Source organism: Flavobacterium algoritolerans, from assembly GCF_030010385.1.
GTDB lineage: Bacteria > Bacteroidota > Bacteroidia > Flavobacteriales > Flavobacteriaceae > Flavobacterium > Flavobacterium algoritolerans.
This window is the reverse complement of sequence record NZ_JASCRZ010000003.1, coordinates 332,404-353,710: the sequence shown is the minus strand read 5'-3', so window position 1 is coordinate 353,710 and position 21,307 is coordinate 332,404. Positions and strand designations below refer to the sequence as shown.

Annotated in this window: 17 protein-coding genes and 3 tRNA genes; 11 read left to right on the top strand and 9 right to left on the bottom strand. The window is 33.5% G+C overall.

Annotated features, from left to right (window positions below; translation table 11 throughout):
* Nucleotide 1: 1 nt before the first annotated feature.
* The 5 genes from accC (at nucleotide 2) to QLS65_RS09315 (ending at nucleotide 8,121) form a co-directional block, all read left to right on the top strand.
* A complete protein-coding gene (accC, locus tag QLS65_RS09335) occupies nucleotides 2–1,441 on the top strand; it encodes an acetyl-CoA carboxylase biotin carboxylase subunit (RefSeq protein ID WP_282717028.1) in 1,440 nt (479 codons plus the stop codon).
* Between the two features lie 51 nt (nucleotides 1,442–1,492).
* The gene (locus QLS65_RS09330) at nucleotides 1,493–3,034 is read left to right on the top strand and encodes an acyl-CoA carboxylase subunit beta (protein WP_282717026.1); all 1,542 of its coding nucleotides are present in this window, start codon (nucleotides 1,493–1,495) and stop codon (nucleotides 3,032–3,034) included.
* Between the two features lie 171 nt (nucleotides 3,035–3,205).
* Nucleotides 3,206–4,162, top strand: coding sequence for an aldo/keto reductase (locus tag QLS65_RS09325; protein WP_282717024.1), 957 nt, complete (start codon nucleotides 3,206–3,208; stop codon nucleotides 4,160–4,162).
* Between the two features lie 244 nt (nucleotides 4,163–4,406).
* Complete coding sequence (locus tag QLS65_RS09320; RefSeq protein ID WP_282717022.1) at nucleotides 4,407–6,524, top strand: response regulator; 2,118 nt, start codon at nucleotides 4,407–4,409, stop codon at nucleotides 6,522–6,524.
* A gap of 244 nt (nucleotides 6,525–6,768) precedes the next feature.
* Nucleotides 6,769–8,121 (top strand): NAD-dependent succinate-semialdehyde dehydrogenase, encoded by a 1,353-nt coding sequence (locus QLS65_RS09315; protein ID WP_282717020.1) that lies wholly within the window; start codon nucleotides 6,769–6,771, stop codon nucleotides 8,119–8,121.
* A 139-nt stretch (nucleotides 8,122–8,260) separates the two neighbouring features.
* On the opposite strand, the gene QLS65_RS09310 is transcribed toward QLS65_RS09315, so the two are convergent.
* Nucleotides 8,261–8,740, bottom strand: coding sequence for a hypothetical protein (locus QLS65_RS09310; protein ID WP_282717018.1), 480 nt, complete (start codon nucleotides 8,738–8,740; stop codon nucleotides 8,261–8,263).
* Between the two features lie 84 nt (nucleotides 8,741–8,824).
* On the bottom strand, nucleotides 8,825–9,130 hold the full coding sequence (locus QLS65_RS09305; protein WP_282717016.1) for a hypothetical protein: 306 nt from the start codon (nucleotides 9,128–9,130) through the stop codon (nucleotides 8,825–8,827).
* A 622-nt stretch (nucleotides 9,131–9,752) separates the two neighbouring features.
* Between QLS65_RS09305 and QLS65_RS09300 the strand changes: the two genes are divergently transcribed.
* Complete coding sequence (locus QLS65_RS09300; RefSeq protein WP_099715921.1) at nucleotides 9,753–10,802, top strand: outer membrane beta-barrel protein; 1,050 nt, start codon at nucleotides 9,753–9,755, stop codon at nucleotides 10,800–10,802.
* Between the two features lie 328 nt (nucleotides 10,803–11,130).
* Here QLS65_RS09300 and QLS65_RS09295 read toward each other — a convergent pair whose 3' ends face one another.
* From QLS65_RS09295 to QLS65_RS09275, 5 genes are all read right to left on the bottom strand, one after another.
* Nucleotides 11,131–12,033 (bottom strand): N-acetylmuramoyl-L-alanine amidase, encoded by a 903-nt coding sequence (locus QLS65_RS09295; protein WP_282712196.1) that lies wholly within the window; start codon nucleotides 12,031–12,033, stop codon nucleotides 11,131–11,133.
* A gap of 34 nt (nucleotides 12,034–12,067) precedes the next feature.
* Nucleotides 12,068–12,541 (bottom strand): hypothetical protein, encoded by a 474-nt coding sequence (locus QLS65_RS09290; protein WP_282712195.1) that lies wholly within the window; start codon nucleotides 12,539–12,541, stop codon nucleotides 12,068–12,070.
* 39 nt (nucleotides 12,542–12,580) lie between these two features.
* Nucleotides 12,581–13,894 (bottom strand): 30S ribosomal protein S12 methylthiotransferase RimO, encoded by a 1,314-nt coding sequence (gene rimO / locus QLS65_RS09285; protein WP_282717013.1) that lies wholly within the window; start codon nucleotides 13,892–13,894, stop codon nucleotides 12,581–12,583.
* A gap of 262 nt (nucleotides 13,895–14,156) precedes the next feature.
* A complete protein-coding gene (locus QLS65_RS09280) occupies nucleotides 14,157–15,737 on the bottom strand; it encodes an OmpP1/FadL family transporter (RefSeq protein WP_282717007.1) in 1,581 nt (526 codons plus the stop codon).
* Between the two features lie 55 nt (nucleotides 15,738–15,792).
* A complete protein-coding gene (locus QLS65_RS09275) occupies nucleotides 15,793–16,776 on the bottom strand; it encodes a hypothetical protein (protein ID WP_282717002.1) in 984 nt (327 codons plus the stop codon).
* A 100-nt stretch (nucleotides 16,777–16,876) separates the two neighbouring features.
* On the opposite strand from QLS65_RS09275, the gene proS reads away from it, so the two are divergent.
* The 5 genes from proS to rpsT all read left to right on the top strand — a co-directional run bounded on the left by proS (nucleotide 16,877) and on the right by rpsT (nucleotide 19,021).
* On the top strand, nucleotides 16,877–18,355 hold the full coding sequence (proS, locus tag QLS65_RS09270; protein ID WP_282717000.1) for a proline--tRNA ligase: 1,479 nt from the start codon (nucleotides 16,877–16,879) through the stop codon (nucleotides 18,353–18,355).
* 78 nt (nucleotides 18,356–18,433) lie between these two features.
* A tRNA-Glu gene (locus QLS65_RS09265) sits at nucleotides 18,434–18,505 on the top strand.
* Between the two features lie 46 nt (nucleotides 18,506–18,551).
* A tRNA-Glu gene (locus QLS65_RS09260) sits at nucleotides 18,552–18,623 on the top strand.
* 42 nt (nucleotides 18,624–18,665) lie between these two features.
* A tRNA-Glu gene (locus QLS65_RS09255) sits at nucleotides 18,666–18,737 on the top strand.
* A 32-nt stretch (nucleotides 18,738–18,769) separates the two neighbouring features.
* Entirely contained in the window at nucleotides 18,770–19,021 is a 252-nt protein-coding gene (rpsT, locus tag QLS65_RS09250; protein WP_035673520.1) for a 30S ribosomal protein S20, read from the top strand.
* Between the two features lie 68 nt (nucleotides 19,022–19,089).
* Here the strand turns inward: rpsT and QLS65_RS09245 are convergent, their stop codons facing one another.
* Complete coding sequence (locus tag QLS65_RS09245; protein ID WP_282716998.1) at nucleotides 19,090–19,494, bottom strand: response regulator; 405 nt, start codon at nucleotides 19,492–19,494, stop codon at nucleotides 19,090–19,092.
* Nucleotides 19,494–21,209, bottom strand: coding sequence for a PAS domain-containing sensor histidine kinase (locus tag QLS65_RS09240; RefSeq protein ID WP_282716996.1), 1,716 nt, complete (start codon nucleotides 21,207–21,209; stop codon nucleotides 19,494–19,496). The genes QLS65_RS09245 and QLS65_RS09240 overlap by 1 nt, the downstream gene beginning before the upstream one ends.
* Between the last annotated feature and the right edge of the window lie 98 nt (nucleotides 21,210–21,307).

The following is a 21,307-nucleotide window of genomic DNA, read 5'->3' as shown; positions in this document are numbered from 1 at the left end:
TATGAAAAAATTATTAGTTGCCAATAGAGGGGAAATCGCCATCAGGGTGATGAAAACCGCACAAAAAATGGGCATTAAAACAGTCGCAGTTTATTCTACTGCCGATAGAAATGCACCGCATGTAAAATTTGCTGATGAAGCCGTTTGGATTGGAGGCGCCCCTTCAAGTCAATCCTATTTATTGGGAAGTAAAATCATAGAGGTTGCGAAATCTTTAAACGTAGACGCCATTCATCCTGGTTATGGTTTCCTGAGTGAAAATGCTGATTTTGCTGAAGAAGCAGAGAAAAACAACATTATTTTTATTGGACCAAAGTCGAAAGCGATAAAAATCATGGGAAGTAAACTAGCGGCCAAAGATGCCGTTAAGCAATACAATATTCCAATGGTTCCCGGTTTTGACGAAGCCATTACTGATGTCGAAAAAGCAAAAGTCATTGCGAAGCAAGTTGGTTTTCCAATACTGATTAAAGCTTCAGCAGGTGGTGGAGGAAAAGGAATGCGTGTCGTAGAAAGCGAAGCTGATTTCGAATCTCAAATGGATCGCGCTATTAGTGAAGCGATTGCTGCTTTTGGAGATGGTTCCGTTTTTATAGAAAAGTATGTGGGTTCACCAAGACATATCGAAATTCAAGTTATGGCTGATAGTCATGGGAATGTGTTGTATTTATTCGAAAGAGAATGCAGCATCCAGCGTCGTCACCAAAAAGTAATAGAAGAAGCGCCTTCTTCGGTTTTAACACCGGAATTGCGTAAAAAAATGGGTGAGGCTGCTGTTTTGGTTGCCAAATCCTGTGATTATTTAGGGGCTGGAACCGTTGAGTTTTTATTGGACGAAAATAATAATTTCTACTTCTTGGAAATGAATACTCGTTTGCAGGTAGAACATCCCGTTACAGAATTAATTACCGGAACCGATTTGGTCGAACTGCAAATAAGAGTGGCAATAGGAGAAGCATTGACAATCAAACAAGAAGATTTGAAAATAAAAGGACACGCGATGGAATTACGTGTGTATGCCGAAGATCCGATGAATGATTTCTTGCCGAGTGTAGGGCATTTGGACGTATATCAATTACCTGTTGGTGAAGGAATTCGTGTGGATAATGGTTTTGAGCAAGGGATGGATATTCCCATTTATTACGATCCAATGTTAGCCAAATTAATCACTTATGGCGAAACTCGTGAAGAAGCGATTCAAATTATGATAAAGGCTATTGAAGACTATCGTGTGGAAGGTGTGCAGACAACGTTGCCTTTCGGAAAATTTGTTTTTGAACACGAGGCGTTTCGTTCCGGAAAATTTGACACGCATTTTGTAAAAAACTATTACAATGCCGATGTGTTGAAAAAACAAATGGCGCAAGAAGCTGAAATCGCTGCTTTGGTAGCGTTGAAACAGTATTTTGAAGATCAAAAAATCGTACGCTTACTACATTAAAATAATGGTTTTAAATAAAATCAGCGAATTAGCGGTTAAAAAAAGAATAGTATGAAAGACAAAATAAGTACATTAAACGATAAAATTGCCGAAGCTCATTTAGGTGGAGGTAAAAATAGAATTGCAAAACAACATTCGAATAAAAAGCTGACGGCAAGAGAGCGTGTTAATTATTTGATAGATGAAGGTTCATTTGAAGAAATTGGGATGCTGGTAACCCACCGTACAACTGATTTTGGAATGGAAACTGAAATGTATTATGGCGATGGAGTTATTACAGGATACGGAACCATAAACGGGCGATTGGTTTATATTTTTGCACAGGATTTCACGGTTTTTGGTGGTTCATTATCCGAAACCCATGCTGAGAAAATCTGTAAAATTATGGATATGGCAGTCAAAATGGGGGCGCCAATGATTGGATTGAATGATTCTGGTGGAGCACGTATTCAGGAAGGTGTTCGTTCTTTGGGCGGTTATGCCGATATTTTTTATAGAAACGTACAAGCTTCGGGAGTAATTCCACAAATCTCGGCTATCATGGGGCCTTGCGCTGGTGGAGCTGTGTATTCTCCAGCCATGACTGATTTTACGATGATGGTTGAAGATACCAGTTATATGTTTGTTACTGGTCCGAATGTAGTAAAAACAGTAACCAATGAAACGGTAACTTCAGAGGAATTGGGTGGGGCTAGCACGCATTCTACTAAATCTGGTGTGGCGCATTGTACCTCGACCAATGATGTGGAATGTCTGGAAGATTTGAAACGCTTGTTGAGTTATTTGCCACAAAGCAACAAAGAAAAAGCACACAATTTACCTTATGAACTGAATGATGAAGTTCGCACCAAATTAGCAACTATTATTCCGGATAATCCCAATAAACCGTACGACATGCACGAGGTGATTGGTGGAATTATTGACGAAGATTCGTTTTTTGAAATTCATAAAAATTATGCCGAAAATATCCTTGTTGGCTTTGCCAGATTGGGAGGAAAAAGTATTGGGATTATCGCAAACCAACCGATGATTTTAGCGGGTTGTCTGGATGTAAATAGTTCGAAGAAAGCAGCTCGATTTACTCGTTTTTGCGATTGTTTTAATATTCCTTTATTAGTTTTGGTAGATGTACCGGGATTTTTACCGGGAACCGATCAAGAGTGGAACGGAATCATTGTTCATGGTGCGAAATTATTGTACGCTTTAAGCGAAGCAACCGTACCGAGAGTGACCGTAATTACACGTAAAGCTTATGGAGGTGCGTATGATGTAATGAACTCGAAACACATTGGTGCCGACATGAATTTTGCCTGGCCAACTGCCGAAATTGCGGTGATGGGAGCCAAAGGAGCCTCTGAAATTATCTTCAAGAAAGAAATCAACGAAGCCGAAGACCATGAAGCAAAACTCTTGGAAAAAGAAGCTGAATATGCTGATTTGTTTGCGAATCCTTACACAGCAGCACAACGCGGTTTTGTAGATGAGGTAATCTTACCGCAAGACACCAGACGCAAACTGATAAAAGCATTTAGTATGCTCGAAAATAAAGTTAGTGTGACTCCGAATAGAAAACACGGAAATATTCCTTTATAGTATTTTATAAGAATCAAAAAACCACCTGAAGAAGGTGGTTTTTTGATTTATTGTAGTTTGTATTTAAAGTTTAAAAAACCGGTAGGTGTTTTTTTTAGTATAATTTGACATTTTGTATCTTTCGCATCTGACTAAAAAAATTAAACTAGAACTAGATTAAAAAACAACTAAATGAAATACAACAGATGTGGAAAAAGTGGTTTATTACTACCACAAATTTCTTTGGGATTATGGCATAACTTCGGTTCAGTGGATAGTTTTGAAAATGGAGAAGACATTGTCAAAGCAGCTTTTGATGAAGGAATTACCCATTTTGATTTGGCTAATAATTACGGTCCGGTTCCGGGTTCAGCAGAAACTAATTTTGGAAAAATCCTAAAGAAGAATTTCCAGGGAAACCTGCGTGATGAAATGGTGATTACTACCAAAGCCGGTTACACTATGTGGGATGGTCCTTACGGCGACTGGGGTTCCCGTAAATATTTGTTGTCTAGTTTAGACCAAAGTTTGAAGCGCATGAATCTGGAATATGTAGATATTTTTTACTCGCATCGTTTTGATCCTGAAACACCTTTGGAGGAAACCATGATGGCTTTGGATTATGCAGTTCGAAGCGGAAAAGCATTGTATGCAGGGATTTCGAATTATAATGCAGAACAAACTAAGGAAGCTACTGAAATCTTGAAACGATTGGGAACACCTTGCTTGATTCATCAAGTAAAATATTCGATGTTTGTGCGAGAGCCTGAAGCGGGATTACTAGATGTTCTCGAAGAAAAGGGAGTGGGTTGTATTGCTTTCTCACCTTTGGCTCAAGGACTTTTAACGGATAAATACTTGAAAGGGATTCCAGAAAATTCAAGAGCTTTTAATCCAAATGGTCATTTAAAAACAGATGAAGTTTCAGAGGAAAGAATCCAAAAAATCATTCAACTGAATGCTATTGCACAACAAAGAAATCAATCATTGGCACAAATGGCTTTGGCTTGGCTGTTAAAAGATAACCGAATTACTTCTGTTTTGATAGGTGCCAGTTCCGTTCGTCAATTAAAAAATAATATTGACAGTTTACAAAATCTGGATTTCTCTACAGCCGAATTATTGGAGATTGAGAATATTTTGAGATAGTTGGAAAAGTTTGAACGAAAAGTGAAAATAAATATTTTGTAGAGCCAGAAATCAAGGTTTGATGGTTTTTGTAAAAGTATATCGTTGATAAATAAACCTTTATTGCAATGGACTCCATTGGCTTAAATCGATGGAGTTTTTTTTTATGATAAAAAAGATTAACTTGCGCCAAAGAAAAAAAGTGATATATCTTACAAAAACGGAAACTGTGTTTTGGTTTTTCTTTTATATTTGAGTGTATTCCATGAAGAGATTGATTAATTTAAATACGTATTCTAAACTACTATTGTTGATAATTTCAACAAGTATTTTCTTTTTTCTAATTTACATCTCGCTCTACCTTTATACTGTTCAAGAAGAACATCATTTTTATAAAACTACTTATAATCAATATGATAAGGAAGTGAAGTCCTTGTTTACACTTAATTCTAAAACGCCTACAGCCACTATTGTGGATGTTACCTACTGGGATGAATTAGTCCTTTTTACACAAACAAAAGACGAAAAGTGGTATGATAAATATATTTTAAGGGAGTTTCAATCATATGAAGCTGATTACATTGGTGTTTATGGTTTAGATCAAAAACTAATAAATAAAACAGCTTCCTCAAAGATTAAAAGTCTTGATTTTATCTCAAAAGGGATGATGTCAGTACTTTATAAGTCTAAACTTAAAAAATTTTTTATAAAAATCCCAGAAGGTATTGTTGAGGTTTTTGGAGCGACTATTCACCCTTCTAGTGATCCTAAAAAGAATAAAACAAAACCTTCTGGTTATTTTTTTATGGCTAGACTTTTAGACGAATCTTTTTTGAATACTTTAGGTAATATAAGTAGCTCAAAAGTATATTTAGCTTCAGATGATTATGAAATTACAAATGAAGATGATTTTGTTATTGTAGGTCTAGATTTAAAAGATTGGAAAAATGAAGTTGTTGTCAAATTACTTTTTAAAAGGCCTTTCAATTTAAATTATACTAACACAAAAGAGATTCTTTTTATTGTAGTCCTTGTTTCCTTGATTAATATTTTTGTCTACGTTTATTGCACAAAAAGATGGGTTTATAATCCATTAAAGTTAATTAAAAGTATTCTTGAAACAGGAAATGCAAGCTCAATAAATAGTTTAAAAAGATCTGATGGTGAGTTTGGATATATTGGAAACCTATTTGAAGAAAACAGCAATCAACGGAAACAATTAGAAATTGCTAAACAAAAAGCGGAAGAAAGTGACACCTTAAAATCTTCTTTTTTGGCTAATTTATCACATGAAATCAGAACCCCCATGAATGCCATAATGGGATTCAGTGATTTGCTTCATGATACAAATATTGAAGAAGAAGAGAGATTAGAATATTTAAAAATTATAAAAAATAGTGGCGGAAGTCTAGTATCAATTATCGAAGACCTTATTGAAATGTCTAAAATTGATGCTAAGCAAATTATGCCTAATTATAAAGGATTAGATATAGAAAAGTGTATTACAGAGTTGTATGATTCCATCAAGGTTACCATTCCTAAAGACAAAGAAATTCAATTTTATATTCTTGAAAATCCGGATAAACTTCAAAATAATATTCTAACAGATGAAACAAAATTGAAACAGATTATAGTTAATTTAATTACGAATGCATTAAAATTTACAGATAGAGGTTTTGTAGCTTTTGGATATTCAATAAACAAAGAAAAAGAAGTTTTAGAATTTAAGATAGAAGACTCAGGTGTTGGAATCAGCGAAAATTATTTAAAAGTTATTTTTGATAGATTTAGAAGAATTGAAGGCGATGGATCTATTGAATTATCTGGATTAGGTCTCGGACTGTCTATTACAAAAGCTTATGTAAAAATGTTGGGCGGAGAAATAAAGGTAAGCTCTACAACGGGGTTGGGTTCTATTTTTTCATTTACAATACCATTAAAATTCGACCAAACGGTTAAAGTAATAAAACCAAAAAAAGTAAAATCTTTTTACAGGAATTATGACAATGAAATTATTTTAATTGCAGAAGACGATACCATTAATTTCTTGCTATTAAAAAAAATTATTGAATCAAAAAATCATACCGTTTTAAGAGCTAAAAACGGACAAGAAGCAGTAAGTATTTGTACCGAAAATCCAAATATTAGCTTGGTGTTTATGGATATAAAAATGCCTGTTTTAGATGGTTATCAAGCTTACGAAAAAATAAAAGTGATAAAACCAGAACTTCCTGTTATTGCTCAAACTGCTTATTCCTCATTTGAAGATAAAGAGAAAATGATCCAATTTGGTTTTATGGACTGTATTACAAAACCATTAGATAAAGAAAAAGTATTTGAGCTTCTGGATACAGTTTTTATGGAATCAATAAATAAATTTTAAGGTATTTAAACTTTAATACTTTTGATAGTGTTGTCTTTACTGATTTATAATTTTTCAAAATTTATTAAATTAAACTTGTTTAACTATTGAATTTTTTTAACTTTTCTTCCCGTTTATAGCTGTAATTTTACTAGAGTTAAAACATGACTAAGTGTAGGGGAATAGTTAATCAATATTTGAAATGATTTAAACCGCTGCTTAATTTTTAAAAACTCATATTTAAAAGAATTTAAATTACAAACACATGGATTTTAAATCTATAAATCCGTTTTCACAGCTAGTCTTAGCGGAACACAAGGTATTGACAAATGCGCAATTGAATCAAAAAATACAATTGTCAGAGCGCGCATTTAAAAATTGGAAGCAAACTACATTTGAGCAAAGAGCAGACAGGATGAAAAAGCTAGCCAACATTCTTAGAGAAAAGAAAGAGGAGCTAGGTTTATTGATTACCAATGAGATGGGTAAGGTGCTATCAGAAAGTATTTCTGAAGTAGAAAAATCAGCTGGAAACTGTGACTTCTATGCCGAAAATGCTGAAAAAATGCTAAAAGATGAATATTATGATACTTCTTTCAAAAGCATGTCGGTTTATGATCCAATGGGAGCTGTTTTTGCCATAATGCCTTGGAATTATCCTTTTTGGCAAGTGTTGCGTTATGCTGCTCCGGCAATTATGGCGGGCAATGTGACACTTTTGAAACATGCACCCAATGTTATAGGTTGTGCCAAAGCTATTGAAAATGCTTTTTTGGAAGCTGGTTTTCCTGAAGGTGTTTTTCAACAAATTCCGATTGATATTTCTCAAGTCGAAAGTGTAATTGCGACGGGTATTGTACATGGAGTTACTTTGACCGGAAGTGAAATGGCGGGATCATCTGTTGCTTCATTGGCAGGAAAACATATTAAAAAATCAGTCATGGAATTGGGAGGTTCAGATGCATTTATAGTTTTGAATGATGCAAATCTTGAAAAGGCAGCTACGGTTGCCACACAATCCAGAATGCTAAATGCAGGTCAGGCTTGCATTTGTGCCAAACGATTTATTGTTACAGAGAAAATAGCGGATGAATTTATAGCGCTTTTCACCCAAAAAATAAAATCATTGCAACAAGGAAATCCATTACAGCAAGGAATTAATATGGGGCCACTGGCTCGGCTTGATTTAGCGGAGAAATTAGCAAATCAATTGGAAAAATCATTGCAGCAAGGTGCTAAATTAATAGTAGGTGGGGAGCGCGAAGATTGTAATTTTCAACCTACGCTAATAGATTTTGTTGATTCAAATAATATTGCATTTCAGGAAGAAATTTTTGGACCATTAGCAACTGTTATTAGAGCTAAAGATGAGAATGATGCTATAACGATTGCCAATAATCATAGATATGGATTGGCTGCTGCAATTTGGACAGAAGATAGAGAAAATGCATATAGACTGGCAAGGAGAATTGAAGCGGGAAATGTGTTTGTGAATTCATTAGTGCGATCTGATTCTAGAGTTCCTTTTGGAGGCATAAAAAAATCAGGTTATGGCAGAGAATTAGGTGCAATAGGAATCAAAGAATTTATGAATATGAAGTCATTGATTATAGAATAATAGTATTTAGTGCATATTATAAGTAAAGAATCGAGAACAGGAATTGTATTTATAACAAATCTGTTCTCGATTTTTTTATTCACTCGATTCCTATTTATAAAAGTATCAAGTTGTCAATTCATTACTTGATTTAAACTTACTAATAGGTATAAATAGCCGCTTTTAAATCTTTTAGTTCATTGGATAGAATCACAATAAATGCAGACCCTTTAAGCGCGGCATTTTGTTTTAATCGTTTTTCACCGTTATCAGAAAACGATAAAGGAGATTCTCCTTTCGTTCCTCCGTAAAAACTAGTAATTATCCCAGATTCTTTCAATCCTATGGTTTGATGTTTTTTTAGTACAACAACTTTTTTATAATCTGATTTTCCATTTAGTTGAATTTTTTCAGATATGATTTTAGAATCACTTTTTGACTTTTCATTCAATTGTGCTACCGCGTATTGACTGATTGTCTTTTCTTCGACGCTTTGAGGTAACGTATAGTAAACTAAATTATTTGCTGTTTTAATAAAGTTTATATCCATCGTTTCGCCATCATGTTTGATAATTTGATGGGTTTGTGCAATTAATGACGTTGTAAATAAAATAGTGAACGCTATAAATAAATTTTTCATGTGTTTAGATAATAGTAAAGGTGTATGTTCCCATTTTTAAATTGGGACATATATTAATAATGTTTTTTTAGTAAAAAATAGGGATTAAACTATTTCTGGCGGAGGAGTGAAATTTTTTAAAGCAAACTCTTTGACTACAAATAAATCGAAAGAGTTAATTCGGGCTTTATTGGAAGAGTAATATTCGAAACAATTAAAAAGTTCAATTGAATCCATGAAAAGTAGTTTTAGCTTACTCTCAAAATTGTTTTCTTCGGTGTTATTTTCGGCTAGTTCATAAAAATCATATTGCTTCTCATGAATAAGTATTGAAAGTTTATCACTTACCCAAATAAGGGAAAAAGTGAGGAATACAAGTAAAACAGAAATTTTAAGTGCTAAACGAAACATGGTTTAAAAGTACTAAAAAAGGAATCTGTTCACAATTAAAATTTTAATAAAATTAGTGTTAATAATAGGGTGATTTAGTTTTTTATAATTCTTGATTTAGCCGCTTTTTCAATGTAGTCTAAGTTGTGTTTCTAACGATGAAAATTTTATATTCATGTGTCTTTGTATAAAAAAATCAGCACATCAAGGTTCTGTTTTTAAAATTAAATATTTATTTCAATATGTATTTTTTATGGGGGTTTGATTTTATTTTATGTAAAAATATCTTTAAAAAATGATTTTTAAAATTTATTTGTACTTTATGATTAAAAAAATAGGGGTATGTGTTTAAAAACTGATTATTAAATTTTTAAAATTGATGCTTTAAAATACGGAATATCTATTATTTTTTGTTGATTTTTCGTTATTAATAATTCTTCTCAAAACAAGGCAAAAAAGTGCCAAATAGTAATTCAAGTGAAATAAAAGTTAATAAATTCGCTTCAGAAACAAGAAAATTTCACATTAAAAAAAGTGTATTTCAAAGCAGTTTTCTGGATTATAAGTACTAGAATTTTTTAAACCGTATAAACTAAGACCAAAATAATAACCAAACTAGATTACTAATTAAAACCAATTAAAGATGAAAAAAAACCTAGCTATTTTAGCATTAATGCTAACAACAAGTTTAACTTTCGCACAAGACGCTCCAGTTGCACCTTCAACTACTTTTGCAGGATCTGCTGATGCATATTATAAATATGATTTTTCTGGTGTAGACAACAGTTTGACCAGTTTTACAAATTCTCACAATTCATTTGAATTAGGGATGGCTTCCATCGAAGCATCTCATAAAATGGGGAAAGCATCTGTTTTTGTTGATTTGGGGTTTGGAAACAGAGCTGCTCAATTTACTTATAATGATGCCGCTTCAACTTTCATGATCAAACAATTGAATTTCACTTATGAATTTTCAGATAAATTTAAAGTTACTGCAGGTAGTTTTGGAACCCATGTAGGATATGAACTTCTAGATGCAGTAGATAATAAAAACTACAGTATGTCTTATGCATTTACTTACGGTCCATTCTTTAATACTGGAGTAAAAGCACAATATACTTCTGGAAAATTCAGCTTCATGGCAGGAGTTTCAAATCCAACAGATTTTAAAACAACAATTGAAGCAGGTTCAAGCCAAAAAACGTTCATAGGTCAATTAGGCTATGTTGGTGATACTGGAAGTGCATATTTCAATGTTACTTCTGGAAGTAGTAATCCTTCTTCTGATGAGAACAAAACACAATTTGATTTTGTAGGTTCAAAGAAAGTGAGTGATTCATTCTCTTTAGGATTCAACGGTACTTATGCAATGACTAACAATGACTTTGATAGTACATTAGATGGTGAGTGGTTTGCTTTAGTAGGATATGCAAATTTCGCATTGAAAGAATCATTAAGTTTAGCTTACAGATTAGAGTATTTGGATGCTAAAGATGCAACTGCTGGACTTGGTTCACTTGCTGGAACTAGTGTTGTAGGTAATACTTTATCACTAAACTATAAAGTAGGAAACTTGACTATTATTCCTGAATTCCGTGTTGACACAGCTTCAGAAGATATCTTTACAAACAGTGATGCTGCGCCAAAAGGTTTAACAGCTTATGCATTACTTGCAACAACATACTCGTTCTAGTATTGAAATAATATTTTTTTTTTTAGCTGCCAAGATGCTTTTAAGTATTTTGGCAGCTTTTTTTTGTTTAGATATTACAGTTGGATTTGTTATGCAGTCATAAAAACTTTAAGGGTTCATGTATTACTTGCAACAACTTGTTCATCTTGTATGGAGTTGTTATTATGCTTCCGGGTTTATGTTAGCCTGTTTGTTTAGCTTTTAAAAGTAAAAGAAGTCTACATTAGGATAAACTACGAGAAGAGTTTGAAAATCTATTTAAATAAAAAACGGTTCTTTGAATAATTCAAAAAACCGTTTTTATAGGTGTTTGTATGATGTAAACTATTTACTGTTTTTTATAAATGGAATAAATGGTGTTTATTGTTTTTTCATCTAATACATCATTGACTTCTGTTTGAATATAATGTAGTTTAAAAGCAGTTATTGCGGCGGGTAAATTTTTTGTGTCATATCCTATAATTCGCAATCCTTGTTCTATATTGAAATTAATAGGAGCAGTTTCTAAAAACTCATCTGACCAAATACCAAAACCTTTGTCGGCTAATATTTTCCAAGGAAATAATTGGCTGGGATCTTTTTTTCTTGTTGGTGCAATATCTGCGTGACCAATAATGTTTTGAGCAGGAATATTGTAATCTTTTTTTAGCTTCGTCAAAAGCGCCAGTAAGCTGTTGATTTGTAATTCAGAAAAAACTTCAGATCCATTATTGTCTAATTCAATTCCTATTGAAGTTGAATTAATATCTGTATTTTTCCCCCAAGTACCAGCACCTGCATGCCACGCTCTTAAATAATCATTCAACATTTGAACCACTTTACCGTCATCCGAAATTAGATAATGCGAACTCACTTGGGATTCTATTTTGGTGAATGTTTTTAGTGTTTGTTGTAATGAATCCTGTGCTGTATGATGGATAATAATGAAATTCGGCTTTCTTAAATTAAAATTCACTGTTCCTATCCATTCCGTATTAACACCGTTTTCTAAAGGTGTAGACCCCATTTTTGAAAGAGTATCTTTATAGGTGTGCAACTGTTTTGTGTATAGTGTGTCAATGTTTATTTCTACATGAGGAATAACAGGTAATGGCTGCGGATCTTTATTAGAAATAGTCTCTTTTAATGTTTTGAGTTTAGAGTCATAAATTTTTTCACTCTTTTTATAAGGATTTGTTGAGCAAGATGCAGCGATAACTGCCAAAATAAGGTAATAAAAAATGTTTCTCATGTAGGTTTTCATTTAGCAACAGACTAAAAATCGATTAATTAGATTTCTTTTTAGATTTCGATTTTTTAGGATTTTTAGCTTCTTCATTCATAGCTATATATTTCTCCTTTTGGTCTTTGTTTAATAATTCCATTATTTTTCTATCAGTAGTTTCTGAGAGAACTGTTATGTTTTTTATTTTTTCATCTTGGCTAACTTCTGCTTTTATAAGCATACCTTGAGTTTTTATGCTTTCGGTCAAAATATTTGAGATTGCAATTACCTGAAGTTCGTCCAGAATAAGTTCCGGTTGTATTCGATTCATGATTTTTCCAACCGTTACTTCAACAGGAATTTCTTTTGGTTTGTCTTGAGTTCTGGATTGATCCATTGCACTGTTCATTCTACGATTACTTCCATAACCATTACCGTAACCGTTTCCATATCCGCCATTACCGTATTGCGCAGAAATTATATTTGTCGATAATAATACAAATGCGATGATTAATAGTGATTGAAATGATTTCATATTTAGTTTTTAAAATGGATTAAAATCGTCTTAAGAAAATTATGCTGGTTCTCCGTATAAATCAAATTCTGTTGCTTCAATAATTTTGATCATTACAAACTCACCCGTTTTCACATAATGTTTTGATGCGTCAATCAAGACTTCGTTATCTACATCGGGGCTGTCAAATTCAGTTCTTCCTACAAAATGTCCACCTTCTTTTCTGTCAATGATGCATTTGAATGTTTGTCCTACTTTCTCTTGGTTTAAATCCCAAGAAATTTGCGATTGCAATTCCATGATTTCGTTTGCACGTTCTTGTTTTACGGCATCTGGAACATCATCTTCCAGTGCGTAAGCATGTGTATTTTCTTCGTGAGAATAAGCAAAACAACCCATTCTGTCAAACTTCATTTCTTGAACAAAATCTTTTAATATGTCGAAATCCTCTTGTGTTTCTCCAGGATATCCTACAATCAAAGTAGTACGAATAGCCATTCCGGGAACCGCAGCGCGGAAATCTTTTAATAATTTTGTTGTTTTTGCTTGAGTTGTTCCGCGGCGCATTGATTTCAAGATAGAATCTGAAATGTGTTGTAACGGAATATCAATATAATTACAAATTTTAGGCTCGCGCTTCATTATTTCCAGAACATCCATTGGGAAACCGGTAGGGAAGGCATAATGTAAACGAATCCATTCGATTCCTTCTACTTTTACTAACGCTTCCAATAATTCACCAAGATTTCTCTTTTTGTAAAGATCCAGGCCATAATAAGTCAAATCTTGGGCAATGAGAATCAATTCTTTCACGCCGTTTTTAGCTAATCCTTCCGCTTCTTTGACTAATTTTTCAATAGTTTGTGAAACGTTTTTTCCTCGCATTAACGGAATCGCACAAAAGCTGCACGGTCTGTCGCAACCTTCTGAAATTTTTAAATAGGCATAATTTTTTGGAGTCGTAGTCAATCGTTCCCCTAATAATTCATGTTTATAATCTGCTCCTAAAGCTTTCAATAATTGTGGTAATTCTGTAGTACCAAAAAACTGATCTACATTTGGTATCTCTTTTTCTAAATCTGGTCTGTAACGTTCAGATAAACATCCTGTAACGAATACTTTATCGACCAAACCTCTTTCTTTCTTGTCAGCATATTCCAAAATCATATTTACTGATTCTGCTTTAGCATTATCAATAAATCCACAAGTATTTATTACAATAATATTTCCCTCTTCAGCTTCCGGAGCTTCGTGCGTAACATCTTTTCCGCTTGCGCGAAGTTGTCCCATTAACACTTCACTGTCATACACATTTTTCGAACACCCAAGAGTGATTACGTTGATTTTATTCTTTTTTAACGACTTAGTTCTCATAACATTAGAATCCCGATAATTTGGGAATTTTGCAAAATTACAATTTTTATTTTTAGGACCATAAATCTTTGTGTTTTTTATGGAGCTATTCCTGCTGTACGTTGCAAACGAAGTTCAGTGAACTCCAATAAAAATAAAAGTATAGTGAAATAATCTCCCGAAAAAACGGGAGGATTTCTCCCGATGCTTCGGGACTATCAGGGCTAAAAAAAATCCGTTCCATGATAACGAAACGGATTTTAAATTTTATTTTTCGGATTGATTACAATTCAAATAATAATGTTACTGAAACATTGTTGTTTATCGCCTCAATACTTGCACCATCAGTAAATCCTTGATTGAAAAATGCTTGTTGTGAGTTTCTTTTGGCGTATGAATAGGCCAAATCTACTTTGGTAGAACCAAAACTGTACCCTAAACCTGCTGAATATCCAGTTAAATCTCCTATTGTTACAGAGTTTTTGTAAGGACTTTGTTCGTAACGATATCCTGCTCTTAGACTCAAAGCATCAATTTTATATTCAGCACCTATTCGTAGTTCGCCTGTTGTATCTAAGATTGAATTCATATCGCTGTTTAAATCATTAAAATAAGGATCATTTTCAGGTTTGAATTTAGTATTACTATAATCCTTAATAGCGTAATCAACACTTATTAAACCAGATTTCCCAAAAACATAAGCAAAACTTCCTGTTAGTTTGCTTGGCGTTTGTAATTTATAAGGCTCGTAAATATTAACGATTTGTGGATTTACAACATCATTGGTGTCGTCAGCATTTGTTGCGCTGCTTACTGCAAATAGTCTTTGCGATAACTCATCATTTAATTTATACCATGTAGATGATTCGTAAGCCAGGCCTAAACGAATTTCATCAGAAACCTTTGCGATTGCACCCAATTGAAAAGAGAATCCTGTTCCGTAAGTGTATAAGTCATTTTCAAAACTCAATCTAGTTACTGTATAATCATTTGTTAATGGGGCATTATTCTCTTCGAAAAAAGTAGATGATTTGTGAAAGTCGGTAAAATGAGAGTTCAAATTCAGACCTATATACAGCTTGTCATTATATGATGTCGCAGCATTAAAAGATAATTTTCCGTTATATCCAGTGCTGTAAATAGAATTTTCTTGGTAATAATCACCTCCAGTTGGAACATTTGATATGTAAGGGGAATTATTATTAGTTTCGTCAACTGCATCAATAATAAAACCTTGGTAACCTAAAAATGCTTGTTGCGCTGCAAATCCATTTAAATTTGGATACTGGTTATTAGGGAGATTGCTTCCTAAAAACGAATATAAATCAGATATAGATTCTCCGGGATTTGTATTTACAAATTCTTGAGGTACGGGAGCTCCATTATTAGAATTGTTGGCATAACTTAAAAAATAATCGCCTATAGAATTGTTTGGGTTGGTTCCGGCAGAGAAAAAGCCATTGTCAAAATTTTTAATGTTTTCGTAATTAACGCCCAATGAAATCTTTTTCCAATTGCTGTTTGGATTTTTGTTATTAAAAACAAAAACTGCACCCGCTTGATTCAAATCAAAGGAATTGTTTTTCTCGCTTGTTGTGTTGCCAAAATAATTAGACTTATTTTTTGTATCAAAATTACTTAAGGTAAGAGTCATTTGGTTGTTTGTAAACACTGCAGAACCTGCAGGGTTTACATTTAGAGAGGATAAATCCCCACCAAGAGCTCCGAAAGCGCCACCCATAGCTCTAAAACGAGCTGTTCCGTTCAGGTTGTCCTGTGCGTAATGCATGGCATCTGATATTTCTTGTGATTGTGCAACGCTTGCAGTGAAGCCTAAAGCTAATAAAAATATATATTTTTTCATTTTTAATTCGTAGGTTTTAATTTAATATCAAAATAGGAAGGTATAGAAAGAATTATTATCCTCTGCCACCTCTTCCGCCACCGCCAGATGATCTACCGCCGCCACCAGAATTTCCCGAACTATTTGAGCTAGGAGTGTATGATCTGGAATTGTTATCGTTTCTTGAACTTGGAGTATATGATCTTGCAGGAGAGTTGTTTTCACTACGTGTGCTACTTGTATTTGATCTTCTGCTAGGTGTACTGTTGGAATTGTTTTGATTTCTTGAAAATGTTGGACTAGTTCTATTGAATCCGTTTGTAGTACTTCTTCTGAAATCAGTATTCGTATTTCCTCTGTAATTTGAATTAGTTCTGCGACTAACGGTATTGCTCTGGTTTCTAGAGTAATTTGCTGAACTTCGGGTACTGTAATTTCTATTGCTACTTGTATTGGTAGTATAAGAAGAACCTCTTCTGCTTGCGTTATAGGAATAGGCTCTATTGTTGTAGTAATTTGGATATCCCCAATTATTACCATACCAGTTATTCCAGCCCCAGTTGTTTCCATACCAACTATTCCAACCCCAATTATTTCCGTACCAATTGTTTCCGTACCAATTATTCCATCCAAAACCAACGTTCCATCCCCATCCATAACCAGTATTCCAACCCCAGTTATTTCCATCCCAATTATTCATTCCCCATCCATTGTCATAAACGTTTATGCTTACAGTTTGAGGATTACTGCCCCATCCGGGATAGTTGTTATAGTCTATACTGTCGTTTTCTATATTATAATCATTGTAATTGTCTACATCTGTAAAAATTTCTACAGGTTGGTTATTGTTCTGCAAAGACCCAAAGTAGTCTTTGTATTGATTATTTGGAGCATTTTGCGTCTCAACTTCTACAGCTCTTCTTGGAGTGTTACCATATATTCCGTCAGAATCATAGTAAGAACTGTTTTGGTAGGAGCCACAGGATGTCAACAGGACGCTCAAAAATCCAACAAAGTAATATATTGTTGGGTTTCGGAAGGAAAGAGTACTAGTTTTCATATATATGGAGTTTTTATTGTTGCACATTACAAAAATAGTTAGTTTTGCTGAACTATTTACTTAAAATTATTAACGCAAAATTTGTGCCAAATTATTCAATATGAGTAAGAACTTAACTACAAGATCAGAAGATTATTCAAAATGGTATAACGAATTGGTTGTTAAAGCCGATTTAGCCGAAAATTCAGGAGTTAGAGGCTGTATGGTTATCAAACCATACGGATATGCAATATGGGAAAAAATGCAAGCTGAATTGGATCGAATGTTTAAAGAAACAGGTCATCAAAACGCCTATTTTCCACTATTTGTTCCCAAAAGCATGTTTGAGGCTGAAGAGAAAAATGCAGAAGGATTTGCAAAAGAATGTGCAATTGTGACTCATTATAGATTAAAAAACGATCCAGACAAACCAGGGAAACTTATGGTTGATCCTAATGCGAAATTAGAAGAGGAATTAATCGTTCGTCCTACAAGTGAGGCTATTATTTGGTCTACTTACAAAGGATGGGTTCAGTCTTATAGAGATTTACCTTTGTTAATTAATCAATGGGCGAATGTAGTGCGTTGGGAAATGAGAACCAGATTGTTTTTGCGAACAGCAGAATTTTTATGGCAAGAAGGGCATACGGCTCATGCTACAAAAGTAGAAGCAGTTGAAGAATCAGAAAAAATGATGAATGTATATGCTGATTTTGCCGAGAATTTTATGGCAATTCCAGTTATAAAAGGGATGAAAACTGAAACCGAACGTTTTGCAGGAGCTGAAGAGACCTATTGTATAGAAGCTTTGATGCAGGATGGAAAAGCTTTACAAGCTGGAACGTCACATTTTTTAGGTCAGAATTTTGCGAAAGCCTTTGACGTTAAATTTGCAAATGCCGAAGGGAAGCAAGAATATGTTTGGGGAACTTCTTGGGGAGTTTCTACTCGTTTGATGGGTGCATTAGTAATGACGCATTCAGATGATCAGGGGTTGGTGTTGCCTCCTAGTTTAGCACCTATTCAGGTAGTGATTGTTCCTATTTACAAAACAGACGAGCAATTGACCGCTATAACAGCCGAAGTAAATGTTTTGACAGCAGCTTTACGAAAATTACACATCTCTGTGAAATTGGATGATAGAACGACTCAGAAGCCTGGTTTTAAATTTGCTGAATGGGAATTAAAAGGAGTACCTGTTAGGATTGCAGTTGGTCCAAAAGATTTAGAAAATGGAACTTTCGAGGTGGCTAGAAGGGATACATTGACTAAAGAAGTAGTTTCTAAAGATGGAATTACAACTTACATCGGTCATTTATTAGAGCAAATTCAAAAAGAATTGTTCGAAAAAGCATTAAATTACAGAAATACGCATATTACTGAAGTAAATAGTTTTGAAGAGTTTAAAGAGGTTTTAGACACTAAAGGAGGTTTTGTATCAGCACATTGGGATGGAACTGCAGCAACTGAAGAGAAGATTAAAGACTTGACTAAGGCAACTATCAGATGTATTCCTTTGGATAGAGTAGAAGAGGCGGGAAGCTGTGTTTTTACTGGGGAAAGCTCAGTAGGAAGAGTGTTGTTTGCAAAGGCGTATTAAAAAAAAATAATTTTTTTTGCATGTACTATTGTACGTTTCAAAAATAGTTGTATTTTTGCATCCGCATTAGAGAAGCAGGGCCCGTTCGTCTATCGGTTAGGACGCATGGTTTTCATCCATGTAAGAGCGGTTCGATTCCGCTACGGGCTACTATTTTCATTGCATGTTAAAGTTTTCCTGAACTTAGAGGGAGTAAGGCCCGTTCGTCTATCGGTTAGGACGCATGGTTTTCATCCATGTAAGAGCGGTTCGATTCCGCTACGGGCTACAAATTTCAATATTTTAGATTGATAAAAACTTAGGGGATAATGGTCCGTTCGTCTAGGGGTTAGGACGCCAAGATTTCGTCTTGGTAACAGGGGTTCGATTCCCTTACGGACTACAAAAATTAGTAAAAGATAAAAAAATAATAAAATGGCAAATCATAAATCAGCTTTAAAAAGAATTAGAAGTAACGAAAAGAGAAGAGTATTAAATAGATACCAACATAAAACTACTCGTAACGCTATCAAAGCCTTGAGAATAGCTACTGACAAAACAGATGCTACTTCTAAATTATCAAGCGTGATATCTATGATTGATAAATTAGCTAAAAAGAATATCATTCATGATAACAAAGCTTCTAATTTAAAATCTAAATTAACTAAGCATGTTGCTAAATTGTAATTTATACAATTGTTAAGGCATAAAAAAAGCTCTCATAAATGAGAGCTTTTTTTATGCCTTTTTGTCTCTTATTCCATCTTGTTTTTTAGGTATTCAAGCATTGAACGGGTAATTGGTTTAGACAGGAAGTCAATGACCATTGGGTATTGTTTTGCTTTTTCTAAGTCTTCAGGGTCAATGGTTGAGGAAAGGACTACGACTTTTATGGTATTAAATTCTGAGAATTCTGGACTGTTGAAATAGTCTAAAAATTCCCATCCACCCATTACGGGCATATTTAAATCTAAAAAAATTAATTGTGGTTGTTCGTTTGATTTGCTTTTAGCGTACCTCATAGTATTGAAGTAGCTTAGTGCTTCTTCGCCATTTTGAGCTGTTATTATTTCGTTAGAAAACGATGATTTAACTATTACTTTTTTGCATAACATAAGTGTTATTGGATCGTCATCAATACATAAAATTTGATCTAACATTATTGTTTGTTTTTAAATGTTAATGTAAATGTAGTTCCTTTGTTTACTTCGCTTTCAATTTCAATTGTTCCTCCCATCGTTTCAACTTGTGATTTTACTAAATAGAGGCCTAGCCCTTTGCTGTCAGGGTAATTATGGAAACGCTGATAAAGCCCAAATACTTTATCTTTATTTCTTTCTAAATCGATGCCTATTCCGTTGTCTGTAAATATTAATACAACAGTATTGTCGATTTCTCGAGTAGTAATAGTTATTTTAAGTTTTCTGCTTTCGGATTTGTATTTTATTGCATTTGTCAAAAGATTCAATAATATACTTTCTATATATGCTTTATTGATGTTTATAATAGAAACTTTTTCGAAATTAAGTTTTATGATTGGTTTGTATAATTCTATTTGAAAATTAAGTTGGCTAAAAACATTTTCAAAGATTTCTTTTATTAAAACTGCTTCTTTTTGAATAGAAGGATTGTCTTTAATGATAATAACTTTTACTAAATCATTGATAGTATCATTTAATAAATGAGTGGATTTATTAAAGCCGTTCAGGATTTCTTTTAATTCTTGATTTTCAACAGGAATGTCCTCCAATAGATTCAGCAATCCTGTTAAGTTTGATAATGGTGCTCTGAGATTGTGGGAGGTTATATAAGAAAATTGCTTTAAGTCTTTGTTGTTCTGGGTTAATTCTCTGATGAGTTGCTCTTTTTCCTTTTCTTGCTTTTTTTCATCGGTTATATCTCTTTGAATGGAGATCCAGTGAGAAAGTTCATTTTCAGAATTATAAATAGGTATCATAGAAAAGCGAACCCAGTATTCTTCTCTTTTTTTGTTTAGGCTAATTGTTTCAATAAGGCATTCCTGTTTATTTTTAATGGAGCTTAAAAGTTTTTCAAGTTCGTTCCTATCGGAATTTGGACTGTTGAAAGGGTCTGCTGATCTTCCTGAGATTTCTTCAAACTCATATCCTGACATGGAGAAAAAAGCCGGGTTAGCATAAATCACGTTAGGGATTTTACCGTCAAAGGAATTTGCTTCGGTAATAATAATTGAATCTTTTGACTGTGTAAATACAGTTTCTAGTAATTTCAATCTTTGTTCTTCCTCTTTTTGTTTTGTGATGTCTTGTATAGCTCCAATCATTCTGATAGCTTTTCCATTTTCATCTTTTAATAGAAAGCCTCTGTCTAAGACGTATTTATAGGAGTTGTTGGCGCACTTAAAGCGATATTGATCTTGCCAGTTTTCTGTTTTTTGTTCTATAAAAGAGTAGAGCCTGATAGACATTTTGATACTGTCTTCGGGATGAATTTTATCAAACCACCATTTTGAACTATTGCCAACTTCATTTTCAGTATAGCCAAAAACATTTTCAATTCCTTTATTCCAAGAAAAGCTGTCTTCTTGTATTTTCCAGTCCCAAATAGTATCGCTGGTTGCTTTTGCTACAATATCGTATTTTTCATTCGACTCCTTAATTTCGTCATTTGTATTTTTAAGTTTTTTGAAAATAGATATATTTCGGTTATCGTTTTTTGATAAAATAAGTTTGAAAATTATTCCAGTTAAAAATATAAATAAGATGTCTTTGGTAAAAATGTAAAATTGATGGTTTGAATCAGAAATATATTGTGCTAATAATTTATGACTAACAATGGCTACAAACATTGAGATTACAATGTAGATGATGATTACTTGATTGGTTTTGCTTTTCATTACTCAAATATAATTAATTATTGCTGAATTATTAATGAACATCGATAACTTATTTTTGGAGATTTTTTTAAAGGTCTATTTTTGTGTCTAATGGGTTA